The 18,355-nt window shown below is 62.6% G+C and carries 15 protein-coding genes and 1 tRNA gene; 7 read left to right on the top strand and 9 right to left on the bottom strand.

Translation table 11 applies throughout. The features are described 5' to 3' along the window. Positions 1 to 38 precede the first annotated feature (38 nt). A complete protein-coding gene (locus tag BMY38_RS09255; RefSeq protein WP_092762135.1) occupies positions 39 to 806 on the top strand; it encodes an SDR family oxidoreductase in 768 nt (255 codons plus the stop codon). 174 nt (positions 807 to 980) lie between these two features. Beyond that, complete coding sequence (selD, locus tag BMY38_RS09260; RefSeq protein WP_092762665.1) at positions 981 to 3,152, top strand: slr1591 family oxidoreductase; 2,172 nt, start codon at positions 981 to 983, stop codon at positions 3,150 to 3,152. Here the strand turns inward: selD and mnmH are convergent. Genes mnmH through aroQ form a run of 3 tightly spaced genes read right to left on the bottom strand, consistent with a single transcriptional unit; the run spans position 3,149 to position 5,278 of the window. Next, positions 3,149 to 4,195: a tRNA 2-selenouridine(34) synthase MnmH gene (gene mnmH / locus BMY38_RS09265; protein WP_092762137.1), complete on the bottom strand. Its 1,047-nt coding sequence runs from the start codon at positions 4,193 to 4,195 to the stop codon at positions 3,149 to 3,151. The genes selD and mnmH overlap by 4 nt on opposite strands. 47 nt (positions 4,196 to 4,242) lie before the next feature. Beyond that, a complete protein-coding gene (locus BMY38_RS09270; RefSeq protein ID WP_245737558.1) occupies positions 4,243 to 4,860 on the bottom strand; it encodes a nucleoside/nucleotide kinase family protein in 618 nt (205 codons plus the stop codon). Continuing rightward, a complete protein-coding gene (gene aroQ / locus BMY38_RS09275) occupies positions 4,853 to 5,278 on the bottom strand; it encodes a type II 3-dehydroquinate dehydratase (protein WP_092762139.1) in 426 nt (141 codons plus the stop codon). Before aroQ ends, BMY38_RS09270 begins: the two co-directional genes overlap by 8 nt. Positions 5,279 to 5,447: 169 nt before the next feature. Here aroQ and BMY38_RS18560 point away from each other — a divergent pair, with 169 nt between their 5' ends. The 3 genes from BMY38_RS18560 to BMY38_RS09285 all read left to right on the top strand — a co-directional run bounded on the left by BMY38_RS18560 (position 5,448) and on the right by BMY38_RS09285 (position 10,524). Beyond that, the gene (locus tag BMY38_RS18560) at positions 5,448 to 5,576 is read left to right on the top strand and encodes a hypothetical protein (RefSeq protein WP_281243215.1); all 129 of its coding nucleotides are present in this window, start codon (positions 5,448 to 5,450) and stop codon (positions 5,574 to 5,576) included. A 65-nt stretch (positions 5,577 to 5,641) separates the two neighbouring features. Then, on the top strand, positions 5,642 to 8,080 hold the full coding sequence (locus BMY38_RS09280) for a GcvT family protein (RefSeq protein WP_092762141.1): 2,439 nt from the start codon (positions 5,642 to 5,644) through the stop codon (positions 8,078 to 8,080). After that, positions 8,077 to 10,524 (top strand): GcvT family protein, encoded by a 2,448-nt coding sequence (locus BMY38_RS09285; protein ID WP_092762143.1) that lies wholly within the window; start codon positions 8,077 to 8,079, stop codon positions 10,522 to 10,524. The genes BMY38_RS09280 and BMY38_RS09285 overlap by 4 nt, the downstream gene beginning before the upstream one ends. Before the next feature lie 115 nt (positions 10,525 to 10,639). Here the strand turns inward: BMY38_RS09285 and hisD are convergent, their stop codons facing one another. From hisD to BMY38_RS09300, 3 genes are all read right to left on the bottom strand, one after another. Next, complete coding sequence (gene hisD, locus BMY38_RS09290; RefSeq protein WP_092762145.1) at positions 10,640 to 11,917, bottom strand: histidinol dehydrogenase; 1,278 nt, start codon at positions 11,915 to 11,917, stop codon at positions 10,640 to 10,642. Positions 11,918 to 12,217: 300 nt separating this feature from the next. Continuing rightward, positions 12,218 to 13,621 carry a type I glutamate--ammonia ligase gene (gene glnA, locus BMY38_RS09295; protein ID WP_092762147.1) on the bottom strand — a complete coding sequence of 468 codons (1,404 nt, stop codon included), beginning with the start codon at positions 13,619 to 13,621 and terminating at the stop codon, positions 12,218 to 12,220. A 40-nt stretch (positions 13,622 to 13,661) separates the two neighbouring features. Continuing rightward, the gene (locus BMY38_RS09300; RefSeq protein WP_092762149.1) at positions 13,662 to 14,000 is read right to left on the bottom strand and encodes a P-II family nitrogen regulator; all 339 of its coding nucleotides are present in this window, start codon (positions 13,998 to 14,000) and stop codon (positions 13,662 to 13,664) included. 150 nt (positions 14,001 to 14,150) lie between these two features. Here BMY38_RS09300 and BMY38_RS09305 point away from each other — a divergent pair, with 150 nt between their 5' ends. After that, positions 14,151 to 15,755 carry an NAD(P)H-hydrate dehydratase gene (locus BMY38_RS09305; RefSeq protein WP_092762151.1) on the top strand — a complete coding sequence of 535 codons (1,605 nt, stop codon included), beginning with the start codon at positions 14,151 to 14,153 and terminating at the stop codon, positions 15,753 to 15,755. A gap of 2 nt (positions 15,756 to 15,757) precedes the next feature. Here the strand turns inward: BMY38_RS09305 and BMY38_RS09310 are convergent, their stop codons facing one another. Together BMY38_RS09310 and BMY38_RS09315 are read right to left on the bottom strand one after the other, a co-directional pair. Further along, complete coding sequence (locus tag BMY38_RS09310) at positions 15,758 to 16,255, bottom strand: Hint domain-containing protein (RefSeq protein WP_175495832.1); 498 nt, start codon at positions 16,253 to 16,255, stop codon at positions 15,758 to 15,760. 194 nt (positions 16,256 to 16,449) lie between these two features. Continuing rightward, entirely contained in the window at positions 16,450 to 16,962 is a 513-nt protein-coding gene (locus BMY38_RS09315) for a Hint domain-containing protein (RefSeq protein ID WP_092762155.1), read from the bottom strand. Positions 16,963 to 17,139: 177 nt separating this feature from the next. Between BMY38_RS09315 and BMY38_RS09320 the strand changes: the two genes are divergently transcribed. Continuing rightward, positions 17,140 to 17,224 (top strand) — tRNA-Leu (locus BMY38_RS09320). Between the two features lie 324 nt (positions 17,225 to 17,548). Here BMY38_RS09320 and BMY38_RS09325 read toward each other — a convergent pair. Continuing rightward, entirely contained in the window at positions 17,549 to 18,139 is a 591-nt protein-coding gene (locus tag BMY38_RS09325) for an EF-hand domain-containing protein (RefSeq protein WP_139204690.1), read from the bottom strand. Positions 18,140 to 18,355: the final 216 nt, after the last annotated feature.

The raw sequence follows: 18,355 nt of genomic DNA on the forward strand, positions 1-18,355 counted from the left end.
AGGGGAAGGGCACCCCAACCTTGCAGCGGAGCCCGCCCATGTCCACGACCCTCTTCGATCTGACCGGAAAGCGCGCGTTGATCACCGGATCGTCACAAGGCATCGGGTTTGCACTGGCCAGGGGGCTTGCGGCGGCAGGGGCGTCCATCGTCCTGAACGGGAGGACTGCGGACAAACTGATGCAGGCCGCCGAAACCCTGCGCGGCGAAGGCGCGACGGTCGAAACGCTGGCCTTCGATGCGACCGATCACGATGCCGTCCGCACCGCCATCGACGGGTTCGAGGCCGACACCGGACACATCGACATCCTTGTCAACAATGCCGGGATGCAGCATCGCACCGCGTTGGAAGATTTCCCCGCCGACGCTTTCGAACGTCTGCTGCAAACCAATATCGCCAGCGTTTTCCACGTCGGTCAGGCGGTCGCGCGCCACATGATTGCGCGTGGCGCTGGCAAGATCGTAAACATTTGCTCGGTCCAGTCCGCGCTCGCCCGTCCCGGCATCGCGCCGTATACGGCCACCAAGGGGGCCGTCGCGAACCTGACCAAGGGCATGGCGACCGACTGGGCGAAGCACGGTCTGCAATGCAACGGGCTGGCCCCCGGCTATTTCGACACGCCGTTGAACAAGGCGCTGGTCGAGGATCCGAAGTTCACCGAATGGCTTTCGAACCGCACTCCGGCAGGTCGCTGGGGCAAGGTCGAGGAATTGGTCGGGGCCTGTATTTTCCTGTCCTCCGAGGCGTCCAGCTTCGTCAACGGCACGGTCGTCTATGTCGACGGCGGGATCACCGCCTCGCTCTAGGCCCCGGCAAACGTCAGACGATCAGGATGGCACAGGCCGACCTGCGCCCCGCGCGGTCGGCTCTGACTTGGCCGTCACGTCTGCGTCAGACATCGGCATCCCCTGCGCTGCGGATTTGACGCGCGGCCTGCAATCCGGGAAAGCAGTGCGACCCCAATGCTCGAGGCCGCCGATATGCAGATCGACATACCCCTGACCCGCGACCTCGTGCTGATCGGAGGCGGCCACGCCCATGCTCTGGTGATGCGCCGATGGGGTATGAAGCCGCTTCCGGGCGCGCGGCTGACCGTGATCAATCCGGGGCCAACCGCACCCTATACCGGCATGTTGCCCGGCCATGTCGCGGGGCACTACAGCCGCGATGATCTGGACATTGATCTGGTGCGGCTGGCCCGGTTCTGCGGGGCGCGGCTGATCGACGGGGCGGTCGATGCGCTGGATGCCGATGCACGCGTCATGCACATCGAAGGCTGGGGCGATCTGAAATACGACGTGGCCTCGCTCGATGTCGGAATTACGGCGGAAATGCCGGAAATCGAAGGGTTCGCCGATCATGGCACCGGGGCCAAACCCCTGGGACAGTATGCCAATCGCTGGCGCGCCTTCCTGCGCGCGATCGAGGTCGGGGACACTGCCCCCGAGGTGGCGGTGATCGGCGGCGGCGTTGCCGGGGTCGAGCTGTCGCTGGCCATGGCCCATGCTTTGCGCAACGTGAGCAAGAGACCTGTAATCACAGTGCTGGAAGCGGCGGATCAGACCACCGGCACCGGCCCGAAGGCGCGCGCCAGGCTGATGCAAGCGATGGATGCGCTCGGCGTCACCCTGCGGACCGGCGCGCAGGTCGAGCGGATCGCGGCGGATCACGTCGCCCTGTTGGACGGCAGCCGCATCGCCGCGGCCTTTACCGTCGCCAGCGCCGGGGCCCGCCCCCATGCATGGATTGCGGATACGGGGTTGCCTTTGGAAAACGGCTTTGTCCGTGTGACCGAAACCCTGTCGGTCGAAGGATACGACACACTTTTCGCGGTGGGCGACTGCGCCCATCTGACCCATGCGCCCCGACCCAAGGCGGGGGTATTCGCGGTGCGTGAGGCACCGATCCTGCATGACAATCTGCGCGCCGTTTTGACGGGTGGCAAGATGCGCGCCTTTCATCCGCAGAAGCACTATCTCAAGCTGATTTCACTAGGTGGAAAATCCGCCCTGGCGGAACGGGGCGGGCTGACGGTTTCGGGGCCGCTGCTCTGGCGCTGGAAAGATCATATCGACCGCAGTTTCATGGACAAGCTGACCGATTTGCCCGCCATGCCCGCGCCCCGGCTTCCTGCAGTGCGCGCGCTGGGCGGCGATACCGCGAAACCCCTCTGCGCGGGATGCGGGTCCAAGATCGCGGGCGATTCACTGGCGCAAGCCCTGACCGTATTGCCGCCGCCCGCCCGCGCCGATGTGTTGTCGCGCCCCGGCGACGATGCGGCCGTCTTGGCACATGGCGCGCGCAAACAGGTGATGACCACCGATCATCTGCGTGCCTTTACTGCCGATCCCGTGACCCTGACCCGCATTGCCGCCGTTCATGCCCTGGGTGACATCTGGGCCATGGGCGCGTCCCCGCAGGCCGCCTTGTCCAGTGTCACCCTGCCAAGGATGTCCAGGACGTTACAGGCCCGGACCCTTGCGGAAGTCCTGCGCACCGCATCCGAAGTGATGCGTGCGGCGGGCGCGGATCTTGTCGGTGGTCATTCCACCATGGGCTCCGAAACGGTGATCGGCTTTTCGCTGACCGGCCTGTGCGATGGCGATCCCATCGGCCACGACGGTGCGCAGTCCGGCGACGCCCTCATCCTGACGCGCCCCATCGGCACCGGCGTCATTCTGGCCGCTGAAATGGCCGGACAGGCACGCGGCACAAATGTCCAGGCCATGCTGCGGCGGATGGGGACGCCACAGGGCGATGCCGCGGCGATCCTGTCCGGCGCGCAAGCGATGACCGACGTGACCGGTTTCGGGCTGGCTGGGCATCTGTTGGCGATCTGCAAGGCAAGCGGTGTGGGCGCGCAGATCGTGCTGGACGCCGTGCCGGTCTATGACGGCGCGCTGGATCTGTCTGCGGCGGGGCATTTTTCCTCGCTCCATGCCGACAATCTGCGCGGTGCGCCGGTAACATATCATGACCCGCAAGACCCGAAGTTTGCCTTGCTGCACGATCCGCAGACAGCCGGTGGTCTGCTGGCCGCCGTTCCCGCCAACCAGGCCGATTTTCTGATCGAACGACTTTGCGCCGCAGGTCACGTTGCTGCCCGCATCGGTCGATTCACCGACGACGCGCCCCGCATCGTCTGCGCCTAGCCCGTCAGGTCGATGACCTGCTGCGCCACGCGGGCCAGCGCCGCTTCTGTCATGTCGGGCAGGTCGATCACCCCGATCTCCGTCTGACCCGACGCCTCGGGGCGGCGATAGCGCGGGTCGTAGTGATGCTCGATCAGCTCTTCGGCCAGCCCGGTGTAATCGCCCGCTGTGGCCAACGCATGCCACGTCTCGATCCGTTCGCGCGGTTGGTAGGGGCGCAGCGTCTCGATCCGCTGCCGCAGCAACTCCGCATCGGCCATCAGGTCAGGATAGGTCGTCGTCAGGAATGCCGCGCGTGTGGGTATGCTGGCCCGCAGGCGCACGACTTCGGCCCGTGCCATCGCCGACCAGATCGCTGGCGGCAGCAGAACGCGCCCGATGGCGTTGCTTTCGGCCTCCATGAACAACGGACGGCCTGGGTCCAGCCCGATCAGCGCCGCCGCCAGACGCGACTCGAACATCTTCTGTGCGGGTTGCCCATCAGACCAGCCACCGAAATTCGATCCGCGGTGGTTCGCCAGACCCTCCAGGTCGACGACCTGCGCGCCGCCCTTGGCCAGATGGTGCAGCAGTTGCGTCTTGCCCGTGCCCGTTCCGCCGTCGATCAGCACGATCCGCAGGCCCAGCGACCGATCGTAGAGCATCTCCACCACTAGCCGTCGATATGCCTTGTATCCGCCTTCCAGCACAGTCACCCGCCAGCCGATCTGGTCGAAGATGATGCCCACCGACCCGGATCGCTGTCCACCGCGCCAGCAATAAATCATCGGTCGCCAGCCGCCGTCGCGGTCCGCCAGCGGCCCTTCCAGATGCGCGGCCACGTTGCGCGACACCAACGCGGCCCCGATCTTGCGGGCCAAAAAGCGGTCCTGCTGCACATATATCGTGCCGACGCGCGCCCGCTCTTCGTCCGTCAGCGCGGGCAGATTGATCGCGCCGGGGATGTGATCCTCGGCGAACTCGGATGGTGCACGCACGTCGATGATATCGTCGACGTCGAGCGTGCCAAGGCCGGGCAGGGCGGTCAGGGTGTGGCGTTGCATCGGACCTCGCGGGGTTCAGCGCGTCGTGACGTGCCCCGCAGGCAAGGTCAACCTGTCGCCACAGCGTGATCCGCCGTGATGGATCCGGTCAGCACCCGGCGAGCGTTCGGCAAATCGTTGCCCTCGGCCCGCGCCAGCGAATCTTCGGGCGACAATCCGTGCGCCCCCCAACGCTCCACAAGACGTGTTCGCAACACGGCCTCAGGCACCTGCAGGGCAACTGTCGCATCCCACAACGGATGAAGCTCGCGCCACGGATCTTCGTCAAGCAACAGGTAATTACCTTCGAAAATCGCGATCTCCGCTGTCAGGCGCCCGCTGTCCGGAACTGTTGCATCTGCCGCCCGGTCGAAAGTCGGGAAAATCGGGGAGCCGTTCGCGCGTGCCGCCCGCACCAATGCCAGAAGGCCCGGCACATCGAAGGTTTCGGGCGCACCTTTGCGGGCACGCAGCCCCAGATCGTCCAGCGTTGCATTGTCCAGATGAAAGCCGTCCATCGGCACGACCTGCGCCGAACGCCCGCGCCGCACGATGGCTTCGGCCAGCGGTTCCGTTACCGTGGACTTACCGGCGGCGGGTGGCCCCGCCACGGCGATCAGCCGTCGGCCCGGTGGCAACGCCACCAGCTTATCGGCCAATGTCTCCAGATCGACGGCGTCAGGCAAGACGTGTCGCAAGCCAGCGCAGCGCCGCACGGTATCCCTCTACCCCCAGACCGGCGATCACTGCGTCGGCTCGCCCCGAAACATAGGAGTGGTGTCGGAACGCTTCGCGTTTGTGGATGTTGGAAATATGAACCTCCACGACCGGCCCCTGATAGGCATTCAGCGCATCCAGAATGGCGATGGACGTATGCGAATAGGCACCGGGGTTGATGACGATGCCGTCGCGCGCGCCCCGCGCCTCCTGTATCCAATCAACCAGTTGTCCCTCGTGGTTCGACTGCCGGAACTCCAGCGTGGCAAGGTCCATCGCCCGGCAGGACGCCTCGACATCGACCAGCGTGTCGGAACCATAGAGATGCGGTTCCCGCTGCCCCAGAAGGTTCAGGTTCGGTCCGTTGAGGATCAGGATATCGGCCATGGCGTGTCCCTCGCGGTCGGGCGTTTCAATCGGAGTAGCGCAGCCCGCGCGTCAATCCAACCGTCCTGCGTTCTGGCCCTATGATACGAGCAACTCATAGGTCCAGAGGGTCGCGGGGACTTGATCGACAGGTCGACCTGAACGACCGTCACGTCCAGAGGACACGGAATTGGCCCATCAAACTGCCTTGCGCCGCACAGCGACGACCCTGATCGGGGGCGATCGCACGGCCAAGTCCGTCGCGGTCACGCTGATGGATGCGATGGATGCGCCGCCAGATCTCTCCGTCGTCGATTAGCCACGGGTCCCGCACAGGACCTGTCTGCAAACGGCCCGGTCCGGGTCCGTGACACAAGGTCCGCCATGAACACCCCCGATCCTGCACCGACGCCTGCCACCGCCACCGCCGCCAGATTGCCCGCCCGCGCCCGTGTGGTCATCATCGGCGGGGGGGCCGTTGGCGTCTCATCCCTCTATCATCTGGCCAAGCTGGGCTGGACCGATTGCATCCTGCTGGAGCGCAACGAACTGACCGCCGGGTCGACCTGGCATGCAGCCGGCAACTGCCCGAACTTTGCTGGAAGCTGGGCCGTGATGAATATCCAGCGCTATTCCATGGCGCTCTATCGTGGGCTGGCCGAAGCGGTCGATTACCCGATGAATTACCACGTCACGGGTGCAATACGGCTGGCACATACCGCAGAGCGAATGCAGGAATTCGAGCATGTGCGCGCAATGGGCAGCCTTCAGGGCCTGAAACTGTCGATGATGGACCTGCCCGAGATCGGCAATCGCCATCCGATGTGTGAAACGCATGATCTGACCGGGGGGCTATGGGACCCGGAGGATGGCGACATCGACCCGGCCCAGTTGACACAGGCACTGGCCAAGGGTGCGCGCGACCTGGGTGCCAAAATTGTCCGCCACTGCCCGGCCACGGGCGTGACCCGCGACGGCGACGGCTGGATCGTGCATACGGATGCAGGTGATATTGCCTGCGACAAGGTGGTGAATGCCGCCGGATACTACGCCGCCCGCGTCGCAGAATGGTTCGAGCCGCATGGCCGCCCGCCATTGCCGATGACCGTCATGTCGCACCAGTATCTGCTGACCGAGCCGATCCCGGAGATCGTGGCATGGACCAAGCAGCATGGGCACAAGATGCCGATGATCCGCGACCCGGATGTCAGCTATTACCTGCGACAGGAAAAGACTGGCCTGAACCTTGGCCCGTATGAGCGGGCGTGCCGATCCGAATGGACCAATGGCGACATGCCCGAGGATTTCAGCTTTCAGCTTTGGCAGGACGATCTTGACCGGTTGGAGGATTATATCGCCGACGCCATGGAGCGCGTACCGCCCCTTGCAAGCGCGGGCGTCAGCAGTGTCATCAACGGCCCGATTCCCTATACCCCGGACGGGTTGCCCCTGATCGGACCAATGCCCGGTGTTAAAAACGCATTTGATGCCAATGTTTTCACCTTCGGCATCGCGCAGGCCGGGGGTGCGGGCAAGGTGCTCGCCGACTGGGTCGTCAAGGGCGCGCCCGACTGGGATTGCTTCGACGTCGACCCCCGCCGCTTCGGGGCCTATGCCTCCGATCCGACCTATTGCCGCGCCAAGGCCGAAGAGGTCTACGGCCACGAATACGCCATGCACTTTCCCCATGCCCGATGGCCCGCCGGGGCGGATCGCCTGATCTCTCCGCTTCATGAAACGCTGAAGGCACAGGGCGCGCAGATGGCCCCCTACGGCGGATGGGAGCGGGCGACCTGGTTCGCCAGACCCGGCGACGACACCTCGTGGGGAGCTGCCCAGACGTGGCGCCGCGATGGACCGTGGCACGCTCGTGTGGCCGAAGAGGTCGCGGCCGTCCAAAACGGGTGTGGCGTACTGGACCTGTCCGGTTTCTCGCGGTTCGAACTGTCCGGCCCCGGTGCAGCCGATTGGCTGGCGGAACAAATCGCGGGTCATCTGCCGCAGACAGGGCGCATGACCCTGTGCTATTTCACTGGTCCCACCGGAAAATTCGCCACCGAAATGTCCGTCAGTCGCTCGGGCGACGATCAATTCACCCTGATCACGGCGGCCATTGCCCGTGACCATGACCGTGATCTGCTGACCCACGCGCTGCCCGATACACTGACCCTTATCGATCAGACCGAAGACATCGCCTGTCTTTTGGTGACGGGTCCAGCGTCACGCGACGTCCTGTCCAAAGTGACCGACGCCGATCTGTCGTTGCCGTGGCTGTCGGTGCAGGATGCCACCGTTGCCGGACGCACCGCGCGCATGAACCGGGTTAGTTTTGCAGGCGAACTTGGCTGGGAAATCCATGCGTTGCAAAGCGACATCAAGGTAATACATGAAGCACTGGACGGCGTGACACCCTTCGGGATGTTCGCCCTCGACTCGATGCGCATCGAAAAAGCCTATCGTGCCTGGGGCAGCGATCTGTCGCCCGGATATACGCTGCGCGAAGTCGGTGCAGACCGATTTATCCGCAAGGAAGATCGAGGCGATGACCCCGCCCGCAAGCTGGCCGTCCTGACGCTGAATGACCACCCATATGATCCACTGCCGATGTCGCCTGTCTGGATCGGTGACAAGATCGTGGGCGAAATCACATCCGCCGCATATGGTCACCGCGTTCAGAAAGCCATTGCGCTGGCCATGCTGGACTGCACCGATGCGCCTCCAGACACACAGGTAGAGGTTGAAATTTTCGGTCGTCGCGTCTTGGCAGCCGTTCATGCAGACGCCCCCCTGTGGGACCCAGAAAACGAGCGTATCCGCGCATGACAGATCCAGTTCCTTCACACGCCCGCGTCGTCATCATCGGCGGCGGGGTCATTGGCTGTTCCGTGGCCTATCACCTGACAAAACTCGGCTGGACCGACGTCGTTCTGTTGGAGCGCAAACGCCTGACATCCGGCACGACATGGCACGCGGCGGGTCTGATTGCGCAGCTACGGGCGTCAAATCCGGCGACGCGATTGGCGAAATACTCCGCCGACCTCTATGCAAAACTCGAGGAGGAGACGGGCATCGCCACCGGCGTCCGCCAGAACGGCTCGGTCTCCGTCGCGCTGAATGAAGCGCGGCGCGAGGAACTCCTTCGCACCGCCTCCATGGCCCGCGCCTTCGGAGTCGAGGTATCGGAATTGACGCCGGATCAGGTCGGCGAAAAATATCCGCACATAAACCTGGAGGGTGTCACGGGCGGTGTCTGGCTGCCTGGTGACGGACAGGGCGACCCGGCCAACATCGCGCTGGCACTGGCCAAGGGTGCGCGGCAAAAAGGCGCGAAAATCCTGGAAAATACACGCGTCATCGGTATCGACACCGACCATCGCACCGCTAGTGCGGTTCACTGGAGCGGCAGCGACGGCCAAGGCAAGATTACCTGCGATCACGTCGTCAACTGCGGTGGCATGTGGGCGCATGAGGTCGGGCAGATGGCGGGCGTCAATGTCCCGCTGCACGCCTGCGAGCACTTCTACATCGTGACCGAAGCCATTCCCGATTTGACCCGCCTGCCGGTGCTGCGCGTGCCTGATGAATGTGCCTACTACAAGGAAGATGCGGGTAAGATCCTGCTGGGTGCGTTCGAGCCGGTGTCCAAGCCCTGGGGCATGAACGGCATTCCCGAAAGCTTCGAGTTCGACCAGCTGCCCGAAGATTTCGATCATTTTGAACCGATTCTGGAGAAAGCGATCGAACGGCTGCCGATGCTGGCCAACGCGGGTATCCACACGTTCTTCAATGGTCCGGAATCCTTCACCCCTGACGATGCCTACCACCTCGGCCCCTCGCCCGAAGTGCCGAACCTCTGGGTTGCGGCTGGCTTCAATTCGATCGGCATCCAATCGGCGGGCGGCGCAGGCATGGCGCTGGCACAATGGATGCAGGATGGTGAAATGCCCTTCGATCTGGTCGATGTGGACGTCGCCCGCAACCAGACGTTCCAGCGCAACCGTCGATATCTGAAAGAACGCGCGTCCGAAACGCTGGGGCTGCTTTATGCCGACCATTGGCCGTATCGACAGAAGGCAACGGCACGCGGCATTCGACGCTCTCCGTTCCACGCGCAACTTGCGGATCTGGGCGCGGTTTTCGGCGAGTTTGCAGGCTGGGAACGCGCCAACTGGTTCGCCTTTCCGGGCGAGCCGCGGCAATATGAATACAGTTGGGGCAAACAGAACTGGTTCGGCAACGCCGCGCATGAACATGGGTTGATCCGCAATGGTTGCGGCTTCTACGACATGTCATCCTTCGGCAAGATCAAGATCGACGGCCTGCACGCCGAAGCCTTCCTGAACCGGGTCTGCGGCGGTGACATGTCTGTCCCGAACGGCAAGATCGTCTATACTCAGATGCTCAATTCCCGCGCCGGGATCGAAGCGGACGTCACCGTCACCCGCCTGTCGGAGTTCAGCTATCTGATGGTCACGCCGGCCGCGACGCTGGTCAAAGACATCGCGTGGCTGCGCCGTTTCGAAGACCCTGACGATGCTGTATTCATCACCGATATCACTGCGGGCGAAGCGGTGCTGGCCGTCATGGGGCCGAAATCGCGCGAGGTATTGCAGTCGATCAGCCCCGCCGATTTCTCGAATGAGGCATTTCCCTTCGGCACCGCCCGCGACATCGACATCGGGCTCGGCCTCGCCCGCGCGCACCGGGTGTCCTACGTCGGTGAATTGGGTTGGGAGATCTATATCCCGTCCGATATGGCGGCGCATGTCATGGAGACATTGATCGAGGCGGAAACCGGCGCGCGTCCCGTCGGTCTGCACACGATGGATAACTGCCGCATCGAACGCGCCTTCCGACACATGGGGCACGATATCACCCCCGAGGATCACGTGGTCGAAGCGGGCCTGGGGTTTGCGGTCAAGGTAAACAAGAAAGCCGACTTCAATGGTCGCAATGCGGTATTGCGAAAACGGGAGGAGGGGCTGAAGCGTCGGATGTTACAGTTCCGGATGAATGACCCGGACGTGATGCTCTATCACAACGAGCCGATTGTACGGGATGGCAGGATCGTGGGCCACATTGCATCCGGGGCTTATGGGCACACCTTGGGCGGCGCCATCGGACTTGGATATGTGCCCTGCGAAGGGCAGTCGGTCGAGGATTGCCTGTCGTCGCCCTATGAAATTGAAGTGGCAGGCCGTCGACACTCGGCGGACGTGTCGTTCAGACCGATGTATGACCCGACCGGCGAACGTCTGAAGATGTGATGCGAAAGCCGGGGGGCAGCCCTGCTCCCCCGGAATATTTCAGCAGCAAAGAGGGGTGGCACAGTCGACGCAAGCCATGAGGCGGGATCGTTGACATGCCGTGTTTCGTGAACTCTCACATCTGGCCGTATTTTTTCAGGCGCACATCTGCGGCACGGGCGTGGCCCTCCATTCCTTCGACCCGGCTGATCCGGGCGCTGGCTTCGGCGACGGGCCGCGCGCCATCGCGGGTTGCGCGCTGCCAGGTCACGATTTTCAGAAACTTGTGAACCGATAGCCCGCCGGTATATCGCGCCGCGCCGCTGGTCGGCAGGACGTGGTTCGTGCCCGATGCTTTGTCGCCATAGGTCACGGTCACTTCCTCGCCCAGGAACAGCGAGCCGTAGCAGGTCAGCCGATCCATCCACCACTCCGGGTCGGCGGCCTGAACCGACAGGTGTTCGGGCGCGTAGTTGTCGGAAACCTTCGCCATTTCCTCGCGGTCGGCGCAGAGAATCACTTCGCCGAAATCGCGCCAGGCGGCCTCGGCACTTTCGCGGTTGGGTGACGGCAGGTCCGCAATCAGCGCGCCCATCCGGTTCATCACGTCATGCGCCAGAGTTTCGGAATCGGTGACCAGCCAGACCGGAGAGTTCCAACCGTGTTCGGCCTGACTGACCAGATCGACGGCCACGATATCAGGATCGGCTGTCGCATCCGCAATAATCAGGCTGTCGGTCGGTCCGGCGACCATATCGATACCGACGCGCCCGAATAAAAGCCGCTTGGCTTCGGCCACGAACTGATTGCCCGGCCCCACCAATATGGATGCTTTGGGTGCGCCGAACAGGCCAAACGCCAGCGCCGCGATACCCTGCACGCCGCCCATGGCAAGGATCGTGTCCGCGCCGCACAGGTCGGCCGCATAGGCGATCGCGGGGTCGATACCACCACCCTTGCGCGGTGGCGATGCGACGGTGACATGACTGACGCCCGCGACCTTGGCGGTGGTCACCGTCATGATCGCACTGGCGACATGGGCGTATCGCCCGCCTGGAACATAGGCTCCTGCTGCCGTGACAGGGATGACTTTCTGGCCTGTGCTCAGGCCGGGCAAAAGCTCGATCTGCGTCTCGGTCAGGGTTTTGCGTTGCGCCTTGGCGAAGCGGCGGACGTTGGCATGGGCAAAGGCGATATCCTGCCGCACCTGGTCGGACAATTGGGCCGTCGCAGCGTCGATATCTGCGCGGCTCAGCACGGGGTTGCCCGGCGCATCGTCCAACTTGCCGGCCCATTCCATCGCCGTCGCGTCGCCCCCGGCTTCGATTTGCGCCAGCATATCTGCAACCGTGCGGGTGACATCCGCCGCGCCGGTTTCGGCAGTGCGGGTGGCTTTCTTCAGGAATGCGGGCATTGGGTCCTCCGGCGCGAAAGTAGAAATATAGATAAGGATCAAAGAGCTGCGATCCGAGATTGATGTCGACTGGGCATGGGGCCGATCCGCCTCGACGGGGCATACAGACAGCCGGGCCGATCGCTCGTCGTCGCGGATGAGTGTGCGCCACGCATCAGATGCAGGTAAAGCGAAACAGCCGGATGCAGGCTGTGGACCTATCGCATGGTCGCGGTTGGCCTTATCAAGCCAGACAAAAAGGGCGACCCGAAGGCCGCCCCGTTGTTGTTGAAACCGGCAGGCACGCAGCCTGCCAAGTTGTCAGCAGGAGTAGTACATCTGGTATTCGATCGGATGGGGCGTGTGCTCGTAGGCGTGAACCTCGTCCCACTTGAGCGCCATGTAGCCCTCGATCTGGTCACGGGTGAACACATCGCCGGCGATCAGGAAGTCGTGGTCCTTCTCCAGTTCGTCCAGCGCCTCGCGCAAGCTGCCGCAGACGGTCGGGATGGTGGCCAACTCTTCCGGAGGCAGGTCGTAGAGATCCTTGTCCGACGGCTCGCCGGGGTGGATTTTGTTCTTGATGCCATCAAGACCGGCCATCAGCAGGGCAGAGAAACACAGGTAGGGGTTCGCCGCCGGATCAGGGAAGCGGGCCTCGACGCGTTTGGCCTTGGGCGACTCGGTCCACGGGATGCGGACGCAACCGGACCGGTTGCGCGCGGAATAGGCACGCAGGACAGGCGCCTCAAAGTTAGGGATCAGGCGCTTGTAGCTGTTGGTAGCCGGGTTGGTGAAGGCGTTCAGGGCCTTGGCATGCTTCAGGATGCCACCGATGAAATACAGGGCTTCCATCGAAAGATCGGCATATTGGTCGCCCGCAAACAACGGCTTGCCGTCTTTCCAGATCGACATGTTCACGTGCATGCCGGTGCCGTTGTCGCCCGCGATTGGCTTGGGCATGAACGTGGCGGTCTTGCCATAGGCGTGGGCGACGTTGTGGATCACGTACTTGTACTTCTGGATCTCGTCGGCCTGCTTGGTCAGCGAGCCGAAAATCAGGCCCAACTCGTGCTGGCATGAGGCGACTTCGTGGTGGTGCTTGTCGACCTTCATGCCGATGCGCTTCATCGTCGAGAGCATCTCGGAGCGCAGGTCCTGAGCCGAGTCGGTCGGGTTGACCGGGAAGTAGCCACCCTTGACGCCCGGACGATGGCCCATGTTGCCCATTTCGTACTCGGTGTTCGTGTTCCACGAGGCGTCGGCGGCATCGACCTCGAACCCGACGGAATTCATCGAGTTGGAATACCGCACGTCGTCGAACAGGAAGAATTCGGCTTCGGGTCCCATATAGGCCACGTCGCCGATACCCGACGAAATCAGATAGGCTTCGGCCTTCTCGGCGGTGCCGCGCGGGTCACGGTCATAGGCTTCGCCGGTGTCCGGCTCCACCACGGAGCAGTGAACGCAGATCGTCTTCTCCGCATAGAACGGATCGACATAAGCGCTCTCCACGTCCAGCATCAGCTTCATGTCGGAAGCTTCGATCGACTTCCAGCCCGCAATCGAGGAGCCGTCGAACATGAAGCCTTCCTCGATGAAGTCCTCGTCCACCAGGTCGGATACGACGGTGACGTGCTGCAACTTGCCGCGCGGGTCAGTAAAACGGACGTCGACGTATTCCGCTTCCTCGTCTTTGATCATCTTCAGCAGGGCATTGGACATGTGGCGTCCCTTTCCGTGTAGTATCAGTTGTTAGTGGAATTCAGATCGCGTCTTCGCCGGTCTCTCCGGTGCGGATGCGAATGGCCTGTTCGACGGACGATACAAAGATCTTGCCATCCCCGATCTTGTCGGTGCGCGCGGCGGCGATGATCGCGGAGACCGCAGGGTCGACCAGATCCTCTGTGAGCACGACTTCGATTTTCACCTTCGGCAGAAAGTCGACGACATATTCGGCACCACGGTATAATTCGGTGTGACCCTTCTGGCGCCCGAATCCTTTGACCTCGGTAACGGAGAGCCCCTGAATACCGATGTCCTGAAGGGCTTCCTTCACCTCGTCCAGCTTGAACGGTTTGATGATGGCTTCGATCTTCTTCATTCAGTCCTCCCGGAGTCGGGCTTGGCTTCGCAGTCTGGACCGGGACGGACAATCGCATAGGCTGCGAGACGGGTCCCGGTCGCATGTGAATCGTCCCGACGTGATTAAAAATTAAACGCCACGCCTAATTTATAGACGATTGGAAAACATATGTCCGAACTCCTGCTGACGGCTGCGCAGATGCGCGCGATCGAACAGGCCGCCATCGATGCGGGCGAGATCACCGGGCTGCAATTGATGGAGCGGGCGGGCCAGGGCGCGGTCGCCGCGATTGAGGCCATGTGGCCAGAACTGGAGCGGGCACCCGGTCGTGCGATGATTCTGTGCGGGCCGGGCAACAACGGCGGCGACGGGTTCGTGGTGGCTCGGGTGCTGACCGGAAAGGGGTGGGATGTAGATGCGTTCCTCTATGGGGATGCCGGGAAATTGCCACCTGACGCACGGACGAATTATGAACGGTGGTGCAAGATAGGTCAGGTGCGGACGCTTCCGACCGATGGCCTGCCGTTCAAGGATGGGACATCGCTGATCATCGATGCCCTTTTCGGGACGGGCCTGACGCGGCCGCTGGGCGCCTTGGGCAAGACACTGCGCGATGTCTGCGATGCGGCGGATGGTGGACGTGGGCTACCACGCGAGGATCGCACGCCTTTCTTTCCTTACGTCGTAGCGCTGGATATCCCGTCAGGCATTTGCGCCGACAGCGGGAAGATCCTTCGTGCCGCCGGTGCCGATGCCGCCAAAGGATCGCGCGCATCCTGCGTCGCCGCCGATCTTGTGACCACCTTCCACCGACCGAAGGCCGGACATTATTTGGCTGACGGCCCACGACACTGTGGAACCCTTTGCATCATCGGCATTGGTCTGACGCAAACGGGGGCGTGGCGCGATCATATCCGGCTGATCGATTTGCCAGTCGGTCTGTCCAAACGAAGCAAAGGGCACAAATATGATCACGGCCACGCCCTGATCCTGACCGGCGGAATGGGCCGGACCGGGGCCGCACGTCTGTCGGCCCGTGCGGCGTTGCGTGTCGGGGCAGGACTGGTGACCTGTGCGGCTCCTGGCTCTGCGATGATGGAATGCGCGACGCAGCTGACCTCGATCATGTTGCGCCGCTGCGATGACGGAGAGGCGCTGGCCGGGTTGCTGGAGGACGAGCGTATAAATGCGCTCTGTCTCGGGCCGGGGATGGGGGTGTCGGATCGGACGTCGGACCTGATGGATGTGGCGCTGGCGTCCAAGCGCAGGGTGGTGCTGGATGCGGATGCGCTGACCGTGCTGGCCGGGCGCGACGACCCGTTTGCCGGATTGCACGACGGCTGCGTACTAACCCCCCATGGCGGCGAATTCGCGCGGCTGTTTCCCGACATTTCCGACCGGCTGAACGCGCCCGCAACCAAGGGGCCCGCCTATTCCAAGGTCGACGCGACCCGCGACGCGGCGGCGCGCGCTGGTTGCACGGTGCTGTTCAAGGGGCCCGATACGGTGATCGCGGATGCCTCGGGCGGGGCCTGCATCAATACCGCAGTTTATGACAGGGCCGTGCCGTGGCTGGCGACGGCGGGGTCAGGCGATGTATTGGCCGGGATCATCACCGGAATGTTGGCGCGCGGAAGTTGCCCGATAAATGCCACCTCCTCCGCTGCATGGCTGCATGTCGAGGCGGCGCGGACGTTCGGTCCCGGTCTGATTGCCGAAGATTTGCCCGAGACGTTACCGCAGGTTCTGCAAGCACTGTTGCAGAACGACTGACGTCAGGGGCTCATCGCATCCAGCGCGCCGGACACCAGTTCCAGCCCATCGACATAGACAGCCGAAGGACGGTCGAGGAGGATGCACCAGACCGTGCCGCCGCTCGATGTCACCGGGCGGATGACCGAACCGTCGGTCAGGCGGGCGGCGGCAACCCTTGCCTCGCGCGCGTTGAAAATCGTGCGGGCGCGCCAGTCACGAAGCACGACAGGTTGATCCGGGGGCAGGGTCACATCGCGTTCCGGACGTCCCCGTCCCATCGCGCCAGCCGGGATCAGCACCATCGGAGCGCCGCGCGGCATCGTCAGTCGCAGAACGTCGCGCACCGGCATCATGCCGCGGTCGCGGGTGATGACGCGGTCATCGGGGGTCAGCGTTTCGATCAGAACTTCGCCTCGTGCGCTCAGCACCCTACTGCCGGAAGGAAGCGCATGGCGAAGGCTGAGCTTGCCCATCACCGGAATGCCAACCGAAGATGGTCCTGGACTCATCACTGTCATTTTACTGCTCGCGCGATTGTTCGCTTTTCTTGACATGACCCTAGGCCCCGCCAATCCATCGCGCATCAAATTTATGCGCCACATCCCGAGCCTTCGGCAAAAGTGTTACAAAATAGTTAACAGCAATAAAAAAGGCCCGGACGCAGTGCGCCGGGTCAATGATCAGAAGGCCTGCCAGCCCTGAATGCGGTCGGTCAGTCGGCCGGATCGATCTCGATAACACCCGTTTCAGTGCGACCGATAGGGGTTTCCAGTCCATTGGCATAGATCGTCAGGGCTGTGCCGAAATCGAGACGAAAGAATTCGGCTTCTCCGAATGCGGCGATATGCTTGCCGTCGGCCAGACGACGGGCGGGCACCAATGCGGCATCGGCACCGAACAGGGCTTCGGCGCGCCAGTCGCGGACGGCGACATGCTGATCGGACGCAACGGTCGTATCCCGCTCGGGGCGACCGAGGCCCAGGCTGTCGGTGCGGATCGTGCAGGCCGGTGCAGTATGCGTGATAACCGAAGTCAGGACGGCCATGCCGCGTTCACGGGTGATGATGCGATCGCCGGTCTTCAACGCTTCGACGGCAACTTCGCCGCTGGCGGTCAGAATGATCGTTCCGCGGGCAATGCCACCCTTGGCGATGACATCTGGTGCGGCCACGGCAGCGGCGTGAAACGCGAGTTTTTCGGCATTCTGACGAAGTTGGACGGTCATGGCAGTGATCCAGTCTGTAGATGGCGTGGCGGTTCAGCGTCTTTGAAAGAGAATTTGTGGCAGGGCTATTATGGCAATGGAAACTTGATGCTCCCGAATTGAGGCAGGATCTGGGCAGAAAGCGGGACTCTTCGCGGCCCTTTCGGGTTCTGTTCCGGGATGCTATGGCGTCCCCAGGCGGGTGTGGCGGAACTGGTAGACGCACCAGATTTAGGTTCTGGCGCCGCAAGGCGTGGGGGTTCGAGTCCCTTCACCCGCACCATACCTGGCCTCGTTCATGTGGATTTTCTGTTCACACTACAGGCCTCTATCTCCCGGCCCATTTCGCGTGTTTTCGATAAATTCCATGACCTGATTGGTAGTCACGAATGATACGCCGCCGCACGTGTTGGCCCGAAGACCATTCAGCAGAGCCTGATCGCGCTGAAAATGTCTTTGCAAAGGCTACTTCGGCACTTCGGACTCAAGGTTGTGCCATAACCCGTGGGCCGCGACTGTTGCTACCCCGCAGCCCGAGCCGATTGACCCGGTGCCGATTGACCCGGTGTCGAAATGCGGGGCAGCTACGCCGCCCTGGCGACCCGCGTCAGAACGGGTTCTGCTGTGCGCGGAATTCCCAAACGGTGACGTTGCCATCGCCGTTTGCATCAGCGGCTTCATAGTTCGCCTGAACGTTCGCCATGAACTCGGACAATGTGACGTTCGTGTCGGTGTCGGTGTCCATGGACTTGAAACGCGCAATCCGATTTACGAAACGCCGTTCCACGTTGCGCCGCCCCATCGGCATGGCCGACGATGCGCCGTCCAGATATTCGTCTTCAGAAATCTGGCCATCATCGTCCCTATCGAACAGGGCAAACCCAATGCTGGCATGCTGGGACGCTTCGGCGGCACTGACGATCCCGTCCGAATTGCTATCGATAGGCCGAGCCATCATGTTCATGCCGCCATAGGTTCCAATGCCAAGCGGCATGATCTGAACCCTGTCGTCGTCGCGACTATCGTCATCAGGGTCGGCCAGAGCTGCCGTCCCGGCAATCAAGGCGGTGATTACTGCAGATGCCGCGACCACGCCGCGCATTGTAATGTTGTAAGACATCTCTGTGTTCTCCATTTTGCGTCCATACGCACGATATTGAATGCACGACGGACTTCCGTTGGAGTTGATGCCGATCAAGACAGCGAAGCCTGAATTGGGAAGTTTCGCATATCGCGCGAATGATCACGGTCGCACAGCTAGCATTGGTAGTTTCTATAAGGTCCATCCAGTCCCATACTGGCGACCTTCAGTCTTGTTTGGCGTAATTCTACCAGCGTTAAGTGGCGCATCTGACGTGTGAGATCAGCCAAGAAAGGAAGAGCAGATTTCGGTGCGCCATGTGGCGAACTGCAG

It is taken from the genome of Jannaschia helgolandensis (assembly GCF_900109285.1).
GTDB classification, from domain to species: Bacteria; Pseudomonadota; Alphaproteobacteria; order Rhodobacterales; family Rhodobacteraceae; genus Jannaschia; species Jannaschia helgolandensis.

What these genes read in the sequence shown, in the direction of transcription:
- BMY38_RS09315 (WP_092762155.1), bottom strand. Translation starts at nt 16,962, where the DNA reads ATGACCGTCCAACTTCGTCAGAATGCCGAAAAACTCGCGTTTCACGCC.
- BMY38_RS09280 (WP_092762141.1), top strand. Translation starts at nt 5,642, where the DNA reads ATGAACACCCCCGATCCTGCACCGACGCCTGCCACCGCCACCGCCGCC.
- aroQ (WP_092762139.1), bottom strand. Translation starts at nt 5,278, where the DNA reads ATGGCCGATATCCTGATCCTCAACGGACCGAACCTGAACCTTCTGGGG.
- selD (WP_092762665.1), top strand. Translation starts at nt 981, where the DNA reads ATGCAGATCGACATACCCCTGACCCGCGACCTCGTGCTGATCGGAGGC.
- BMY38_RS09305 (WP_092762151.1), top strand. Translation starts at nt 14,151, where the DNA reads ATGTCCGAACTCCTGCTGACGGCTGCGCAGATGCGCGCGATCGAACAG.
- BMY38_RS09300 (WP_092762149.1), bottom strand. Translation starts at nt 14,000, where the DNA reads ATGAAGAAGATCGAAGCCATCATCAAACCGTTCAAGCTGGACGAGGTG.
- glnA (WP_092762147.1), bottom strand. Translation starts at nt 13,621, where the DNA reads ATGTCCAATGCCCTGCTGAAGATGATCAAAGACGAGGAAGCGGAATAC.
- BMY38_RS09255 (WP_092762135.1), top strand. Translation starts at nt 39, where the DNA reads ATGTCCACGACCCTCTTCGATCTGACCGGAAAGCGCGCGTTGATCACC.
- hisD (WP_092762145.1), bottom strand. Translation starts at nt 11,917, where the DNA reads ATGCCCGCATTCCTGAAGAAAGCCACCCGCACTGCCGAAACCGGCGCG.
- BMY38_RS09285 (WP_092762143.1), top strand. Translation starts at nt 8,077, where the DNA reads ATGACAGATCCAGTTCCTTCACACGCCCGCGTCGTCATCATCGGCGGC.
- BMY38_RS09310 (WP_175495832.1), bottom strand. Translation starts at nt 16,255, where the DNA reads ATGACAGTGATGAGTCCAGGACCATCTTCGGTTGGCATTCCGGTGATG.
- mnmH (WP_092762137.1), bottom strand. Translation starts at nt 4,195, where the DNA reads ATGCAACGCCACACCCTGACCGCCCTGCCCGGCCTTGGCACGCTCGAC.